Origin of the sequence: Ihubacter massiliensis, from assembly GCF_024125305.1 — a bacterium.
In the GTDB taxonomy this organism is placed as follows: Bacteria; Bacillota; Clostridia; order Peptostreptococcales; family Anaerovoracaceae; genus Hominibacterium; species Hominibacterium faecale.
Genome location: NZ_JAMXVH010000001.1, coordinates 1768813 through 1784281 on the forward strand (window position 1 = coordinate 1768813; position 15469 = coordinate 1784281).

Below are 15469 nucleotides of genomic sequence, written 5' to 3' on the forward strand. Positions count from 1 at the left end.
TTTCTACGTCAAAAAATACAGCGCTCCTGTTGCGCTGTCATACTCAAAATCAGGCGCTCCGCCATCCGCATGATTGGCCCATAAATTGCCGTCCGGATCAACCGACATTGTAAAAAATGAGTTGACCGGTGTAGTAACACCACTCTCACCGGGCGGCCCTTGAGGTCCAGCAGCACCTGCGGGCCCGGTGGCACCAGTGTCACCCTTATCGCCTTTTTCTCCCTTGTTCCCTGTATTCCCCTGCGGTCCAGGCGGCCCGATAAAGTCCCCATTGTCGAGCTTGCTCTGTACAGTATTTTTAATCTGCGTGGCCGCTTCTGCCGCTCGATCTGCGTTTGTTGCTGCGGTATTTGCTTTTGCTGCCGCCTGATCTGATTTTGTAATCGCCTGTGTGGCAGACCGCAAAACCGATTCGGCGGATTCCGCAACTGCATCAACGCCAGCCGTTGCTTTTTCGGCGACTGAGATCAAACTCCCTCTCACCTCTTCGCCATAGATCGCTTCTCTAAAATTCGCAATTTCCTGCGATATATCAATTTTTGCCAAGTGCCTTCACCTCGCTTTCTAGGACCGTAATGCGGTCATTTTGACTCTGTACAACCTTGACAAGATCGGCGATGATTTCGTCATACCGGACCGATGCAACCACTTTACTTTTTTGCGGATTCCCTTTGGCATCAAGCGGTTGTTTCAATTCAACATTTTCGTATACGCCCCACGTTCGTCCTGCCATAGCCTCTTTTACATCCTGAGCGACAAAACCATGCCGAACGGTTCCCGGATCGTCCTTATAGACGTACTCAACCGGTTTCAAGTGCATCAAAAATTCTTCAGATTCCGTGCTATCCAGCTCTTTTATATTCGTTTTAAGCGCCCTGTCTGAGCTGGCGATGGATCCCTTTGCGGCGTAAAAAGTGCCGTAAACGCTAAAATTGTCTCTAGCGATTCCGCTCCCCATGATGGACAAGACTGTATCTGGGTATGCGGTATTAGCTCCACAGGTTATACCCGAGTTAAAAATACTTACACCTGGCCCACCAACATCTATCCGATCAAATATGCCTGCTGGCGCCACGATCAATCCGTCACCACGGATATACATGATGCCGCCAAAGTTTTCTCCGCCGTCTGAGCTTTTTTGAACTGAAAACACCCATGAATCCGTTAGGCTTTTTTCCATAAATCTTTGGATGTACACACGGTAAACCGTTGTCCCATCATCAAAAACAAAGTCAGAATATATTGCGTTGTCATTGATAATCCATCCGCCTATTGTCCCAGCTTGCAGCTTTGCCGCCCTGATAAAGTCCGCAACCAGATTCCCGTCGATTGTCCAGGCGTTTTCATATGGACCGTTGATGCCGTTGCGGGAAAAACCTATACCATTTTTGTTGATCTGAATCACATTCACGGCCTTGTCTTTGTTCGGATCGTCCATAATCAGCAATCGCTCTGGGCGATCACCGGGCGGATCGAGAATCAGGTAGCCGCCCGAGCCCCCGGAAATGATGCTGACCTTCTCATTTGTGTATTGCTTTGCTTCAACTTGCCCGGAAACGACCGTTCCGCTGATTTTATCCGTCTCACCGCCAAGCGTAACCTCAAACTTATCCGGCTCAAAGAGCGGCCGGGTGATCTCTGTCACCTGAAAAGTGTCATCAATGCCGTGCGGCTTAGAGAGCATCGGCACCTTATAGCCGATTTTAAACTCATCGATTGACCGATCCAGCAGGCTCATGTCAACCGCCGTGGCCTGGATTGTATGTTTAGGCTTTGATACCTCTGTAAGCGTCTCTTTACCTTTTGCCAGCAGCTCGTTCTCGTCCTCAACATCGTCAAAGAAAGCCGTGCCCCAGATCAGGCCGTAAAGTTTGGCGGCCTCCTCATTGACCAGGTAGTTTTTTCCGTCATTTACATCCTCAATCGTGATCCGCTCGTTTCCGATTGCTTTGCCGAGGGGGATCAGAGCCGTTTTGATATCCGTGCCCTTGCTGCTTTTTGTCACTTTGAGCAGGTTTCGCCCGAATGTGATCGGCTGCGTTGAGACATGCGTGTATTCTTTGATGTAGTCCAGGTATCGCACGCCGTCGCTTTTCCGCACCACAAAGTGACCGCCGTACTTTGTCCGTACATTGTCGAGGGCCGCCTTGGTAGTCTGATAGTCATTGCTGGTCCGAGCCGTGTCAGCGTCATCTTCTTCCTCCACGTAAACATTCCCCAGCTTAAACTGTTTCCATCCGTCCACCTGCCGGTTATGATTGTCAATTAAAAACTCCAAAAACTCGATCAGTACAAAGTCCTCGTCGTAAGGCTGCTGGATACTATCAATCAGATAACCCATTTCGCCCTCGCAAACAATAGATCGAGTCTTGTCGCTTTCATCGTCGTTGTCAATGACCCGGCCTTCCCAGATCGGATCGTGATCCTGATAGATACGGATTTGTGTCCTCATTTGCACCAAGGCATCATACATCGGATGGTTCGGGTGGATGTCAAAAGTAAACGAGTCGATCTGGTCAAGCTTTTCTGACAGCATAGGATTGACGATCTGCCGTTCCTCTGCTCCGGGCACATGCATGTGCGTGCCATCTGCGGTTATGTAATACATCTATAGTTTTCCTCCTCTGTAGTCAATCGTCACCCATCCATATCCGGTAAAGGTTAACATCGTCTCCCTGTCGTGCAGGATAATATAAGGCACTTCCAGGGCCATATCTTTTTTGAGCTTGTATTTCCAGCCTTCGCATTCCACGATCATGTCCTGTGTCGGCGTAAAAACCGGGATGCAGGGCCGGACGGTCGGCGGGATCGTGACAACAAGCTCCCCGTCAACCCGCAGGTCTTTTGCTGTCCGGATCACGCCATCGGCAAAAGAAAACGGGTCCCAAAGCCAATCCTCTGCCGAGCTGGTCATTTCAAATTTATACGGATTCACGTCGCCGGACAGGGTGATCGTGCTTTCAGCTTTACTTGATTTTTCCGCATTAAATTTCAGCCGGCCTTCATAATAAAAGTGCGGGTCCAGATCAGAGACGATCCGGTACCGCTTGCCATGCAGGTAGTTTGCGATCTGGCTCTTTACGACCTCATATTCAAAATAATCTTGATCCGCAGATTCAAAGTTAAATTCTACGGCCCGCTGGTCAAAAGCCACATGGCCTGTCATGGCCTCTGTGAGGTCCAACACTCCGCTGCTGCCCGGTACTTCCACCTCTTTTAGCTGCGGCTCTGGAAACCCAATATTATAGGGCTCCAACCACCTAAGCCCCCAATCTTCGTATGTATGTTTTTCTCCAATTCTTAGCCCCAGCATCATCTTCGCTCCTTTCGTTTTGCGATCTTTCCAAGTTCCTCATCCGTAAAAGTGGCCATTGCTTTTGCGGCTTCCCTGCCGTCGATATCGGAATGGACATGGATTTCATATACTACCCGCTGTTCTGATCGTTCCGGCTGCTGTGCTTGCAGTTTGACGATCTGCGTCTGCACGGATGCCGGTACCCTGCTCTGCTCCGCCACAACGGCGGCCTGCATCTTTGCGTACATAGCACCAGCGTCCAGTTTGGCTGCCGAAAATCGCTCCGCATACGTCTGAGCCACCTTGTCGGTTGTCTTGTAGAGCTGCTTCGCTTCTTTTTCAGTTCCGACCTCGGCGCCGACCATCGACAACTTTCCGATTTCTTTAAACACCCTCGACGGTGACTTGATACCCAAGGATTTTTTACACTGTTTAATAACCGTATTACAGATATCCTTGACCGCTTTTTTTGATTTTTTACTCTGACTTTTGAGCCCGCTCGCAAAAGCTTTTCCGACATTTTTGCCGAGATTGCTCATCTGCGTTTTAAGCTTGGACATTTCTGTATTGATTGCGTTTGAGTAGTTTGTCTGGATCGTTTGGATATCCTGAGCAAAAAACTCTGTCGATATACTATTCGCAAGTGCCTCTTTCTGCCGCCACTGCTCGACGTAGGTCGCAAATTGTGTATTACTCAGAGCAAGTAGCTGCTGCATGTATGCGTTCGCATCGTTCACGCCCATACCGAGGATTTCTTCCATCATTGACTCAGGTATCCGGCCTTTCAGACTGTTTAGGCCGTTTTGATACTGCCTCATCTGATCGATGTCGCTCTGTAAACTTCCGAGGGTATTCGTGTTCAGGTATTGATCTTCCAAAGCTTTGACTGTTGCCTGCTCACTCTTCCACTTGCTCACATACTCGTCAAACTTGCCGTCCTCCATTTTGAGCAGTTTGTTAATATATGAGTTCGCATCCGACACGCCCATCTTGAGGATTTCCTCCATCAGGTCATCCGGGATTTTCCCTTTAATGGCCGTGATGTTCTTCTGATACTTTTCAAGCGCCTTGACGTTTCGATTCAGCGCCGTCATGGGGTTGCCGCTATTGACCTCGTTCAGGCCAGACAAGTTGCCGGTCTTGGAGATCAGCAGATCGCCGGTGTCCATCAGCTTGTCACGCATGGCCTCGCGCTTTTGGATCAGCTCATCATATTTTGCTTGGTAGGTGTTTGACAGCTCTTCGATGTTTTTTTCAGCCTGGTCAATTAATTTCTGGCTTTCTTGCTTTAATGCTGACTCGTAAGCTTTTAAAATCTTCGATGATGCAGATTTCGCAGCAGACTGTTCGCTTTTATGCTTCTTTTTTAGTGCTTTCAGTTCGGCCTGATATGCCTTTTTCTGTTTGCCGGAAGATTTCTTGATCTTCTTTTCGAGTGCCTGTTCCTCTTTTTTGTCAGCTGTAACAATTGATTTTTGTTTATTTTCGAGGGTCTTTTTCAGGCTGTTGACTTCGCTTGTTTGGCGGGCGTCGATTTTCGACGTGAACGAGTCTGTAAAGTTCTTGCCAATGTCTGCAAAATTCCCCGTTGTGGCTGCTTGTTTTGCAGCATTGACAGTGCTGCTCATTAAACCGGAAGTTGTAGATATAAGATTATTTTTCTCCGAATTGATACCTGCAACCACGCCAGCAACCATCATTTTACCGACTTCATTTTTAAATTTTCTTGATGGAGAATGGCTGTCAATTTCTTTTTTTGCAGCCTCCAAAGCATCTTTTGCCATTCTTGCAGCAGCTTCAATCAGTTTTGTATTAATGCCGCCTGCTGCCCCGGAGTCAATTGCTTCACCAATTTTTTTCGCTTCTTTTCCCTTCGCTTCACCCTTCTTATTTGCCGCTTCAACGACCTGCTTCATCGCTTCGCTTGGCTTCGTCTTGCCAGATTCAATGCTCTTTTTCAGGGCGTTCAAGGCTTCTTTGCCGCCCTTGTCCGCTCCCTTATACAGTTCATTAAATTGTATAAGGGCCTGCATTTCATCAACTGCCTTTTTGGGTTTTAGCTTGCCGCTTCGCAAGTTCTTTGCAAGCGTGTTAACTGCTTTTTTACCGCCTTCGCCTGCGGTTTTTGACAATTTGCTGAATGTGCCAACGTTCTGTACATCCTCAACGCTTTGCACAACGCCATACTTGCCTGCGCGGATACCCTCAGCAAGCTTGTTGCTGATTTTCAAGCCGCTGTCTGCCATCAGAGCAATAAAGGCGTCTGTACTCCGCATGGCCTCTTCCCATTTTAAGGAATCAACCTGTATGCCGTTGTAGTATTCAACCTCCCTATTTGCTGCGTTCAAGTCTTTTTGCAGGTTTTTAACTGACTCATCGGCCTTGTTAAACTCCTCAATCTTACTTGCGTATTCGGAACTCATGACTTTCCCGCCGCGGCCGTTGGCAATATATTTTTCGCTGTCAGGAACAGAATCAAGCGCTTGTTTTGCATCGTCCCGTGCATCCTGCGCCTTTTCCATCTCCCGCTGAAGCTTCATCTGCTCGGTCAGTGCTTCCGTGGCCGCTGTCTCCGCAGCTTTTGCCCTGGCATGGGCCTGTACTGCCGCTACGTTATTCCAAAGTTCATCGGTATTTTTATTCAGTTTGTCGTTTTCCTCATCGTATTTGAGATTGAGGTCCGGCATTAGCTTATTGAGTTGATCCACATAGCTCTTTAATCGAGCTTTCTCGTCAGCCGTTTTCCTTGTCTTTTTAGCCAGTGACGAGATTCTTCCAGTCAAATCAGACGCCGCTGCCGCCTCAGCTTCTGTTGATTCAAACGACTCTTCTCTCGATTTCTTCGATTCCCTATATGCGTCCGACAGCTCTTTAACTTTTTCTGCCTGTTTGTCCACGGCGCTCGTGGCTTTGTCGGAGTTATCCGAAAATGTCAATAACGCTCCAGCCGCAAGCCCGACCAATGTAATCGCAACACCTACCGGCCCACCCATCATAGATAGCGCCGCACTGAACCCTTTCGTCGCGACTGCTGCAACCCCGGATGCCGCCGCGCTGGCCCTCTGCGCCACAGTGTAAGTGCCCATCTTTAGAGTTGACGCAGTGGTCGCCGCTTCGAGTGACTTTTCGACAGCAGCTTGATACACCTTTGAGGCAGATGCCGTTTTTGCGGTTGCTGTATTTAGTTTTGTTGCAATCGTGTTTGCAATCGTGGATTTTGTCGTCGCCTGTTGGCCGACCTTGACAAGTTTTAGTGCGGATGCAAAATTATCCATAAAGGAGCTTACTTTGAAGGCCGCTCCGACTCCGACAATTATAGGAATAGCACCAGAGCATTCTGCTGCTACCTGCGCCATTGCATCCGCCACTTTCAAAACCGGCTTCGCCACGGCTACCGCTGCCTTTGCGGTGTTCTTAAAGGCATTCCCGATACCTTTCGGTAAAAGTTCTCCGACGCCTTCTGCAAGGGCTATCGCAACCTCTCCTGCCGCCTCTGCGATCTCTCCTCGATTTTCCATGATCCCGTCTGCAAATGATTTTATAGTCTTGGCTCCGGCCTCAATCATATCCGGCGCCGCTTCTGCCATCTTTACAGACGCATCCGCAAGTACGGCACCCGCCTGCTCTGCCAAGCCGCTAAATCCATCTTTTTGAAATGCCGTTTCAAGCGATCCGACCATATCTGTTGCAGTATCCACAACTCCACGCAAGGGGTTTTCGAGTGAATCGTACATGGATATTCCCAGATCGGTCGCAGTGTTTTTCAGGATTCCTAACTTGGATTCCAACGTTTCATAGCGCTGTTTCGCCTCGTTGGTCAGTGCCGTGTTTTTTTCCCATGCACTATTGCCAGTCCGTAAAGCCTCCGCAAAGACGTCACTTGCCCCGGACGCTCTCAAAAGTGCATCCCTCATGCGGATGTCCGAAAGCCCCATTTCGTCAAGCGTCTGAATTGCTGAGCCGCCATTTTCATTGATCTGCCCCAGCCCTTGGATAAATGACAAAACTGCGCCCGAAGCATCTTCCTGGAATGCCTTTTTGAATTCCTCTGCGGACATTCCTGCAACTTTTCCAAACTGTTCAAGTTCTTTTCCGCCCTTTGAGGATGCCAGGTTCATTTTTGACAGCAGGGTTGAAAATGCGGTACCGCCTGCCTCTGCCTCGATACCGACAGAAGACAGCGCGCCCGAGAACGACATGATTTGCGCCTCAGTCATGCCAACCTGTGAACCAGCACCGGCAATCCTCAGAGACATTGCCACGATTTCAGATTCCGTTGTAGCTAAATTATTACCAAGATCAACAATCGTAGCCCCTAAACGGTCAAAATTCTCCTGTGGCATACCGGTGATGTTGGCTAGCCGCGCCAAAGACGTTGCTGCCTCTTCCGCACTCATATTTGTCGAGTCACCCAGCATGGTCATGGTTTTGGTAAAGGACAGGAGGGATTCATTTTTGATGCCTAACTGCCCGGCTGCTTCAGCTACCCCTGCGATCTCGGTCGCTGCGGTTGGCATTTCCTTTGCCATATCCCGGATGCCCTGCCGGAACTCCGCAAGCTCCTGATCAGTTGCATCAACAGTCTTTTTTACTCCTGCAAATGCAGATTCAAAGTCAATGCCAGATTTGACTGCAAGGCCAGCCGCCCCAGTGAGGGCAGTCCCTACTCCCGCAATCGCTTTGGTTGTTACCCCGAGTCCCGCCTTTGCTACTTTTCCAAGTTTTTTTAGCCCCGCCTCTATTCCGCTTTTATCTAATCCTGTTTCAATTATGACTTTACCGTCAGCCAATTCGCCCACCTCACTTTTATAAAAAAGCAAAGTAGGCTGGCTTAGCTGCTACGACGGCGCTTACCTATACTCTTCCCTTTGCTGGTATTTCAACTTTATTTATTTTTTTGCACCGCGGGCATTTGACTTCAATTTTTCCATATTCGGCAAGTAGCAAGGTATGCCCGCAGTGCTTACATCTTACTTTTACAATTCTACTTCACCTCGCTTAGCTGCCCCGGACAGATCGCCACCATTTAGGAGTATCTGGCTGATCTTGTCCTCTCGTTCTTTCTGCTTCTCCGATTTCAGCGCCGGAAGAGCATACTGCTTTTTCATTTTCCTGTAAAACGATTTCTCATTTTTATCCATCCCTTTGAGGTCCGCTGTCCGATACTGCATGATCTTACAAATCTCACAGTCGTCTGAAAGCCCGTTAAATAAAGCTTTAAACTTCCACCAGTGCAGGTCGTCCTCGTAAAGATCGATTCGATACTGCTCCAAAAATGCAGCATAAATATACCTAAAATCATAGTTCAGATCGCAAGCCCGCACATTCGACCCCGCTCCGCCTTTCCCGGCCTCTTCACCGCACCGGTAGAACCAAAGAATGCTTTCCAGCGCAGATTCAAGGTCATGCGGGACGCCAGAAGGGTAGTATAGCTCCAGAATCTTATCCCAGGGCGGCTCATCCTCAATCAGCAGCTCCTCAAAACGCAAACCGGCGCGGAAATCCGTATTGATCGGATGATCCACGCCGTCTATCGTTACTATTTTAGGAAGAGCGATCATTTTACTTTTTTAGGGAGTTTTTCAATAAGGTCATTGTCATGCTCGCTGATTGCAACGTTGAGAGTTTCAAAGGCGCCGATACACGCATCAATATTGTAGTTCTCCCCAAGCGCACGAATAGCCGCCCCTTCTCCAAACATCTTGTCTATAAAGGCATATGCTTCTCTACATATCCCCTCAAACTGCTCTAATAAATCCCGTTGTTTTTTGTCACTCGCCTCATACTTCGCATCAATTGGCTTTGCTGCTTCAATGTACTGGTCAAGTGCGTCGCAATACCTCCTGCGGGTCGCTAAATCAGAAGCGTCAAACTGAAATGTTTCATTTCCGATTACTAACTCTTTCATGTGCTACCTCCTTATGCCCCTACAACTGCACTACCGGCGGGTGTAAAGGTCTTTGTGGTTGTATCAAAGGTTCCTTCTTCGATATCACCGATACCGTTCAGATTTCCTTCCACGCCCATCTCGCCATCGTTGTCCGGGAAGCTGGACACCTCAACGGCTACCCTCACGTGCCTTGCTCGAAAATTATTCTCTTTTCCCGTCACTGGTTCATCCAGATGCACGGTAACAAAGTCCCGTTCAGCTGCCTGTCCAATTTTCTGCGTCTGACCAATCTCAACAAAATCTTTAATAACCGCTTCGGACAAAATCTGATCCGCGGAAAAGGTTTTCACCCATTCATATCCGCTGATCGATTTCGATTTGCTTTTCATGTTGATATATTTTTTGTCAGCTACCTGCGCGCCGGGCTCCTCGTTGGCTTCTTTAAATCCGGTCCCCATCAGCTCGTAAGCGTCGCCAATTTTAACGTATTCCGCCTGATCGACTCTGTTTTTAACTCCTGTGTTTACTACACCATCTGCCATAATTTTTTACCTCCATTATTTCTCCTGTAAATAAACTAACCGGCACTGGATACGATACTGCGCTTTGTCAACGCCCGTATCATACGCATAACCGGTTGATGTAACTTCGATCTTTTTTGCCGTTTGGTTCTCTCCCAGGGTCGGCAAATTCCCTTTTTCAGTGCATTCCTCCAGCCACGCCGCAAAATCGTCAAAGAAACCGATGTTCTCAAGATTCTGCTTTACATTGCTGCCGTATGCCTCCCGCGTGGAGAAGGCAAACAGGCATTGCCGGTCTGTGTCGCCGTTGATGTACCGCTTCACAATCGGCTTGCCTGGCACCGCCTCGACCATATAGGCCGTATCATCTTCCGCCAGGTAATCTACACCGATCCCCTTGTTAAACTCATCTAAGTACGGGCAGCCCTTTATAAACTCCCGGATCGCCCCGATTACATTACTCATTTTTCCGCTTTCCCTCCTATGAAGTTCGCCACGCCTGTTACAATCTCTTCTCCACGATCCGCCATCATGCGTTTGTCCCACTCTTTGCCACGTAGCCCCTTGCCCTTATTTTCATAATACTGTTTCTGGGCGTAGGGCTGCGGATAGGTGATTCTATTTGGGTTAATCTGCTTCGTGTTTTTCAGCGTTCCGGTGTCCATAGGCACATACGGGTCGCAATGTCGGGCAACCTCATGGGCAAAAAACAGCTGCGCCTCACCATCCTCTTCAAGATCACGACGGGAAAGGATTTTTTCAAACGGATCAAGGTCCAGTCTTATTTTTACACTCATTTCGCTGTCACCTCCCAGTGCTGCATGTTCAGGCTGCCGAAATTGTTTGTCTCAACAGATACGATTGTCATTACATCGTCATACTGCTGCCGCAGCGCCTTCTCGTTGTGGCCCTTCTCTCCGGTCAGCTCAAAGTCAACCAGACCATGCACGACGAGATCACCGTTATTGAGTGTAAAATGACCGGCTCGATTTTCCGCCCGCTGGAACTCAACCGGCTTTAAATACCCGGCCGCATGCTCAAACGGGATAAAAATCACCGTCAGATCGGCGCTAACAAGGCCAGCTTCTCCGACACTCACCTTTTTCCCGTCCTCCCAAAAAACGCCGCGTATCTGCGTGCGCTGCCAGGTAGGGCCATCAGGGCCGGGGATTTGATTGTACAGCGTCATATCTGCGTTTGTGATCATTTCCCCACCCCACGATACAAAAGTCCTGTATGAGCTAAATATGGCTGTATTGCCGCATACATTTTCTTTTCTTCTGTCTTTCTTGTGTCGTAAGTTATAGACAACTTTCCAACACTTTCAGAGCTTTTCCCGCTGCTTTCTTCGTGTTTTAGGATCACCTCCGCAGCAGCGCACACTGCCATCTTTACATCATCTGTCACGCTCTCATGGTCAATGCGATGAAACGTAACCATATCGATAAAATAGCTTGCCTTTAAAGACAACGCACTAAATGCCGGTTCCGTTATGATCTGCCCGAGATACCTGTCTTTATAAAATCCGTAATCTGTGTATCCAGCCAACATGGCCATCACTCCTTTTCAGATTTCTTTGCAGCTTTTTTCTTCTCCTGTATCAGTTTGTCATAAGCCTCTGCCTTCTTCTCCAGATCATTAAGATGATCCAGGGGAATAATATCCCCCTGTTTCCATACTTTTGCCATGTTTACCCCCTTGTAATAATCCGTGCGATAGGGATTGCTTTATGTGGGAAATAGTCTTTTGAGCTTTCGTTGCTATTTGCAAGGCTCCATTTGCTCCCAGTTTCCAGCTGCGCGTCAGTCGGAGAAATGATGCTGTTATCCGTGAAAGAAATTCCATACGGAGCAAAAATCTTTCTCTGTCTGGAATACATAGTATCCTGACCGCCGTTCTTGGCTGGGTCTCTATCAACTTCATACGGTACTTTAGCCCCGCAATCAGTAAGTTCAATTGCTCCATCCCCAAGTACATAAGACGTGTACTTGGTATACGCCTCTGCACCTTCTGCTGCTGCCACATACTCAACCGGCATTGCATCGTCGACCAAAACTAATTTGCCGTTGATGATCGCCAATCCGGTCGGCCTCTCTATACCGTCCTTATCCGTATATTTCAGATATTCCACAACCTTCATGTTTTCGAGGTTAGTCGCTACGGCACTGTGCATGATCGCAAGAGAGAATTTCGCCTTGTTGTCTCCGAGCGCCTGCTGAATCGCCGTGTTAAGCGTTGTTTCTTCAAACATTCCCATATCTCCCGCATTTGCCGAAATGTCATAAGTATGCCCATCTACGAATTTCTTGTTTTCGGCGCCTGTCATGCTAAAGATTCCCTTTAAAACAGATAGCAAAGTAAGCTGATCCACCTCGTCCCAGTATTCGCCAACCTGCTGTGCGACCTGTTCGAGGAAATCGACGCCCCCTGTGATATCATAGCTAAAATCTTTCTCAGTCCATGCGTCTGCGCGGCCTACGACGATCCTGCCCTGTGTATAGGTCGTGGAGGTGTTCGCCGTGATGTCCGTCCCGCCGTCATAATTCTGCCTCGATCCCGTAATTCTTGCAAAGATTGGGATGGTGGCATAGTTCCCGCCGACCTGATCTTTAAACTGCTGTGCAATATCGTCTCTGCGCCGGATTGCTCTCGACTTAATCAGCTCATTCCGATTAAGATTCGGTGTTTTCTCAACATATTTTGCAAACACCTCCGGGTTAAAATTCTTTTTGTCAAAAATACTTGCCATGTTTTACCTCCTAAATTAAATCATCGATGTTCGCGTCCGGATGCTCGTTTTTATATTTCATAGCCTCCGAAAGCGACATTTTTCCTTTTGGCTTTGTTCCTCCTGTAGGTCTTGTGATAACTGGCTTTTTCTTATCCTCTTCGCTCACAAAAGCAGTCGGGTTCTTCTCGGCCAACTCTTTCATAAAATCATCCGCTCCGAGGAATTTGCCATCTTCAAGCTTCAATTCCTTTTCCTTGAACTGCTGTATGGCTGCCGCCTTTGCAAGGTCGGACGTAAACTCGAAACCCTCAAAATACTTTTCGGTCGCCCAGTCCTTTTTCATCTGCTCAAGTTCCGCTGACGCTTTTTCCTGTGACGCTTTGTTTTCTTCCTCTAAAGCTTTGATCTTCTCTTTCATTGCCTCGGCATCACCGGCAACCTCTTTCAGTTCTTCCAGCTGCTTATCTCGTTCTTTAAGCTGCTCTTCAAACTGTTTCCTTCCTTCATTCACCTGATCGTATCTTTCTTTTGATACAAACAGATTTCCGATCTGATCCGAGATTGCCTTCTCGATTTCCTCTGTCCAGTTTTCACCTAAAATAGTTTTCAGCCATTCCATTATTTTTTCCTTTCTCCGCTTCCCTTTTTTCCCGGCCAGTCCCGGTATTGCGGCGCCCTGTTTCCCCGGGGCACGGGTAATTTTTTATATAACAAAAAACCAGCCGTTTTGACTGGTCTTAAGTAACCTGTTTTACATACATTCCGCTTGTTTAAATGCCTTGAAAAGTTTTGGAGACTGTAATGCTAACCAGTCTATCATTTCCTCATTTGTGGCCCAATTCTCCGTGCCCATTGAGGATCCATGCAGTCCAGATTCAAATAAAAATGCGTGTATGATCTCATGCCGAACTACTTGCTTCCGATAATTCATTAAATCCCGTACCGCATTAGGATCGTTGGCATGCTCTGTCATTTCGTCAACCACCAAAACGCATACACTGTGATCAAAATAGCCGTCACGGTCTTTTAACGTCGGATCGTCCGATTGTTTCCTAAACTCAATTGTATATTCCGTTCCTAATACGTCTACTTTCATAAAACCTCCTTAAACTTTTGCAATAAAAGACCCCGGGCCCGAAGGCACCGGAGTATGCTCTCTGATCTTATTTGCTATTTGCCGATCGTAATGGATTTTCCAAAATACTTTACAGCATTTGGAACATATGCAGCACCATTACCACGCTGCCCAGCTCCACAAGCCGTACATTCCAGTACACTGCCCATTGTCTTCTTGTTAAATACAAATTTAAGTGTTCCACCGCATTCTGGACACCGTAACGCGGCTATTTCGTCTTTATTTCCGTCAAACAATATGTCGTCTATATCTTCCCACGTTTTTTTAATCATTTCAAACCTCGCATTCTCAAATATCTTGCAATAACCCGATTAATATAGTCATGGCGAGCCTTGTCTCCTGCATTATTCAACGCCTTAAACCTCTTACTTTTATAATTCAGGGCTCGTATTAAAATTTTCGCTTCGAGCTGTTCGTGTAAAAGCGTGTCAATTAGCTCTAGGTCAGAAGCATTTTTCTGCTTACCGATTTGAATTGACGTTACATTGATCTCGCCCCACGGAAAAGACTTGTATTTCGTAACTCCATTATATCGCAACTTATTGTTTGCCGCCGGAGGAACAACAAAACGGATATGCGGGAGCGATTCTTTTATCACCCGATCAATTCTATCTTGTGTCACTTTTACAGCGGAATTTGCAGCCTTTAAACGCTCGTTCCGCCTTACTCTTATTATATCATTTTTGGGGCCTTGATTGTACTTTTTATTCGCCCAAGCTGCTTTTTGGCTGATGCTTTTTCCAAACTCGAGTAATTGATGACGTTCCGGCTTTATACGGATACCCGCAGCCCTGCTAAAGTCTTCGTACAGTTCTTTCTGCCGGTTCAGCTTAATACTGGCAGCAGTAAACTCTTTTTTCTGCCCTGCCGCATCATACCCGACCAGCTCCCGCTTTGTCTGCCTGATTCTCGTCTCAAGCTCCCGCTGCCGTTGTGTGGCCTCATAATAAGTATAACGCTTCCCGTCATATGTAAATGGAGGCGGGTCGATATTGCGCAATTGCTCATCGGTATAAGCCCTGGTTGATATCCCTGGAAAAAACGCAAAATAGCTATGCCGACAATTCCAGCCGCCGAGTCCCGGGCCTGTCCCGTAGCCGGTAGCAGATACAAAATCAGGATAGCCGCCTTTTGCCCCGCCAACATGATAAACTTGCCCTTGCCAGAGCTGGTGCTCCGGCCGCGCTCCCATGTGCGCGGTTGTCTCTACATACTCCAGCCCTAAATCGTCCATAATCTGATCGGTCATGCGCAAGTTGAGCTGGTTCGTGCCGGTTAAGATCGCCCGGCGTGCTGCCACATCTACTCGATTAACATGCCCAGTGGCGTAATCTACATACCTCAGCCCGCTACTTGCCATTTCCTTGACCGCATACCGGGTTGATGTTTTCCAGTCCATCACGCCGGTTGTAAGCCGCAGGGTGGCCTGATTTAAGGTATCTTGATAAAAACGTGCAATCGGTTTAAATACAATGCCATTTGCCTGCTGTACGGCAAAGCCCATGCTCCGGGTCAGATTTTTAAAATCGCTTTGTGTCTGCCGAATACCAGCCCCAAGAATATGTGTCAGCGTTGCTGATTTTGCAAGGTCAATCGGGTTATATCCGGCTGCCTTATAGATCACATTGTCAGCAGCAATGGACTCATCAATCGCATCCCGGATCACATTATCAATATCTCCTATTGCCGAGTCAGTTACCTGATTAATGATCCGCTCAATGCGGTTTAGGTCCGTGCCCATGCCAAGAGCCTTATTTAGCTCCATTACAGATGTGTCCGTAAGCCCGCCCTCTTTGGCAATTCTTCGGGCAATGTCGGCTATGATAAAATCCTCTAAGTCCTGTAACTGCTGCACAAACGACTCAGGGATTGCTTTTAATTGCTCAGGAGTTAGCAT

The 15469-nt window shown here is 47.8% G+C and carries 18 protein-coding genes; all 18 read right to left on the reverse strand.

Features of this window, described 5'->3' with window-relative positions:
- Window positions 1-3 precede the first annotated feature (3 nt).
- Window positions 4-546, reverse strand: a complete 543-nt coding sequence (locus tag NIA71_RS19910; RefSeq protein WP_269478866.1) for a hypothetical protein — start codon at window positions 544-546, stop codon at window positions 4-6.
- Window positions 533-2608: a phage tail spike protein gene (locus NIA71_RS08090; RefSeq protein WP_253020149.1), complete on the reverse strand. Its 2076-nt coding sequence runs from the start codon at window positions 2606-2608 to the stop codon at window positions 533-535. Before NIA71_RS08090 ends, NIA71_RS19910 begins: the two co-directional genes overlap by 14 nt.
- Window positions 2609-3316, reverse strand: a complete 708-nt coding sequence (locus NIA71_RS08095) for a mtfA protein (protein WP_253020150.1) — start codon at window positions 3314-3316, stop codon at window positions 2609-2611.
- The gene (locus NIA71_RS08100; RefSeq protein ID WP_253020151.1) at window positions 3313-8085 is read right to left on the reverse strand and encodes a phage tail tape measure protein; all 4773 of its coding nucleotides are present in this window, start codon (window positions 8083-8085) and stop codon (window positions 3313-3315) included. The genes NIA71_RS08095 and NIA71_RS08100 overlap by 4 nt, the downstream gene beginning before the upstream one ends.
- Window positions 8086-8149: 64 nt before the next feature.
- The gene (locus tag NIA71_RS08105; RefSeq protein WP_269478293.1) at window positions 8150-8278 is read right to left on the reverse strand and encodes a Com family DNA-binding transcriptional regulator; all 129 of its coding nucleotides are present in this window, start codon (window positions 8276-8278) and stop codon (window positions 8150-8152) included.
- Window positions 8272-8856 carry a bacteriophage Gp15 family protein gene (locus NIA71_RS08110; protein WP_253020153.1) on the reverse strand — a complete coding sequence of 195 codons (585 nt, stop codon included), beginning with the start codon at window positions 8854-8856 and terminating at the stop codon, window positions 8272-8274. Before NIA71_RS08110 ends, NIA71_RS08105 begins: the two co-directional genes overlap by 7 nt.
- Window positions 8853-9203: a DUF6673 family protein gene (locus NIA71_RS08115; RefSeq protein WP_148399085.1), complete on the reverse strand. Its 351-nt coding sequence runs from the start codon at window positions 9201-9203 to the stop codon at window positions 8853-8855. The genes NIA71_RS08110 and NIA71_RS08115 overlap by 4 nt, the downstream gene beginning before the upstream one ends.
- Window positions 9204-9214: 11 nt before the next feature.
- A complete protein-coding gene (locus tag NIA71_RS08120; protein WP_148399086.1) occupies window positions 9215-9727 on the reverse strand; it encodes a hypothetical protein in 513 nt (170 codons plus the stop codon).
- A gap of 15 nt (window positions 9728-9742) precedes the next feature.
- On the reverse strand, window positions 9743-10171 hold the full coding sequence (locus NIA71_RS08125; RefSeq protein ID WP_253020154.1) for a chloramphenicol resistance protein: 429 nt from the start codon (window positions 10169-10171) through the stop codon (window positions 9743-9745).
- Window positions 10168-10503 (reverse strand): minor capsid protein, encoded by a 336-nt coding sequence (locus tag NIA71_RS08130; protein WP_253020155.1) that lies wholly within the window; start codon window positions 10501-10503, stop codon window positions 10168-10170. Before NIA71_RS08130 ends, NIA71_RS08125 begins: the two co-directional genes overlap by 4 nt.
- Complete coding sequence (locus NIA71_RS08135) at window positions 10500-10913, reverse strand: DUF6751 family protein (RefSeq protein ID WP_148399089.1); 414 nt, start codon at window positions 10911-10913, stop codon at window positions 10500-10502. The genes NIA71_RS08130 and NIA71_RS08135 overlap by 4 nt, the downstream gene beginning before the upstream one ends.
- Window positions 10910-11257 carry a hypothetical protein gene (locus tag NIA71_RS08140; protein ID WP_148399090.1) on the reverse strand — a complete coding sequence of 116 codons (348 nt, stop codon included), beginning with the start codon at window positions 11255-11257 and terminating at the stop codon, window positions 10910-10912. Before NIA71_RS08140 ends, NIA71_RS08135 begins: the two co-directional genes overlap by 4 nt.
- 5 nt (window positions 11258-11262) lie before the next feature.
- Window positions 11263-11394 (reverse strand): hypothetical protein, encoded by a 132-nt coding sequence (locus NIA71_RS19915; protein ID WP_269478858.1) that lies wholly within the window; start codon window positions 11392-11394, stop codon window positions 11263-11265.
- A gap of 2 nt (window positions 11395-11396) precedes the next feature.
- Window positions 11397-12455, reverse strand: coding sequence for a major capsid protein (locus tag NIA71_RS08145; RefSeq protein ID WP_253020156.1), 1059 nt, complete (start codon window positions 12453-12455; stop codon window positions 11397-11399).
- A gap of 10 nt (window positions 12456-12465) precedes the next feature.
- Window positions 12466-13056, reverse strand: a complete 591-nt coding sequence (locus tag NIA71_RS08150) for a phage scaffolding protein (RefSeq protein WP_253020157.1) — start codon at window positions 13054-13056, stop codon at window positions 12466-12468.
- 132 nt (window positions 13057-13188) lie between these two features.
- Window positions 13189-13533, reverse strand: coding sequence for a hypothetical protein (locus tag NIA71_RS08155; protein WP_148399093.1), 345 nt, complete (start codon window positions 13531-13533; stop codon window positions 13189-13191).
- 74 nt (window positions 13534-13607) lie between these two features.
- Window positions 13608-13844, reverse strand: coding sequence for a hypothetical protein (locus tag NIA71_RS08160; protein ID WP_148399094.1), 237 nt, complete (start codon window positions 13842-13844; stop codon window positions 13608-13610).
- A complete protein-coding gene (locus NIA71_RS08165) occupies window positions 13841-15469 on the reverse strand; it encodes a phage minor capsid protein (RefSeq protein ID WP_148399095.1) in 1629 nt (542 codons plus the stop codon). Before NIA71_RS08165 ends, NIA71_RS08160 begins: the two co-directional genes overlap by 4 nt.

Bases quoted from the DNA above. Each gene is read 5' to 3' on its own strand.
- NIA71_RS08090 (WP_253020149.1), bottom strand. From the start codon at position 2,608: ATGTATTACATAACCGCAGATGGCACGCACATGCATGTGCCCGGAGCA.
- NIA71_RS08095 (WP_253020150.1), bottom strand. From the start codon at position 3,316: ATGATGCTGGGGCTAAGAATTGGAGAAAAACATACATACGAAGATTGG.
- NIA71_RS08110 (WP_253020153.1), bottom strand. From the start codon at position 8,856: ATGATCGCTCTTCCTAAAATAGTAACGATAGACGGCGTGGATCATCCG.
- NIA71_RS08115 (WP_148399085.1), bottom strand. From the start codon at position 9,203: ATGAAAGAGTTAGTAATCGGAAATGAAACATTTCAGTTTGACGCTTCT.
- NIA71_RS08120 (WP_148399086.1), bottom strand. From the start codon at position 9,727: ATGGCAGATGGTGTAGTAAACACAGGAGTTAAAAACAGAGTCGATCAG.
- NIA71_RS08125 (WP_253020154.1), bottom strand. From the start codon at position 10,171: ATGAGTAATGTAATCGGGGCGATCCGGGAGTTTATAAAGGGCTGCCCG.
- NIA71_RS08130 (WP_253020155.1), bottom strand. From the start codon at position 10,503: ATGAGTGTAAAAATAAGACTGGACCTTGATCCGTTTGAAAAAATCCTT.
- NIA71_RS08135 (WP_148399089.1), bottom strand. From the start codon at position 10,913: ATGATCACAAACGCAGATATGACGCTGTACAATCAAATCCCCGGCCCT.
- NIA71_RS08140 (WP_148399090.1), bottom strand. From the start codon at position 11,257: ATGTTGGCTGGATACACAGATTACGGATTTTATAAAGACAGGTATCTC.
- NIA71_RS19915 (WP_269478858.1), bottom strand. From the start codon at position 11,394: ATGGCAAAAGTATGGAAACAGGGGGATATTATTCCCCTGGATCATCTT.
- NIA71_RS08145 (WP_253020156.1), bottom strand. From the start codon at position 12,455: ATGGCAAGTATTTTTGACAAAAAGAATTTTAACCCGGAGGTGTTTGCA.
- NIA71_RS08150 (WP_253020157.1), bottom strand. From the start codon at position 13,056: ATGGAATGGCTGAAAACTATTTTAGGTGAAAACTGGACAGAGGAAATC.
- NIA71_RS08155 (WP_148399093.1), bottom strand. From the start codon at position 13,533: ATGAAAGTAGACGTATTAGGAACGGAATATACAATTGAGTTTAGGAAA.
- NIA71_RS08160 (WP_148399094.1), bottom strand. From the start codon at position 13,844: ATGATTAAAAAAACGTGGGAAGATATAGACGACATATTGTTTGACGGA.
- NIA71_RS08165 (WP_148399095.1), bottom strand. From the start codon at position 15,469: ATGCTAACTCCTGAGCAATTAAAAGCAATCCCTGAGTCGTTTGTGCAG.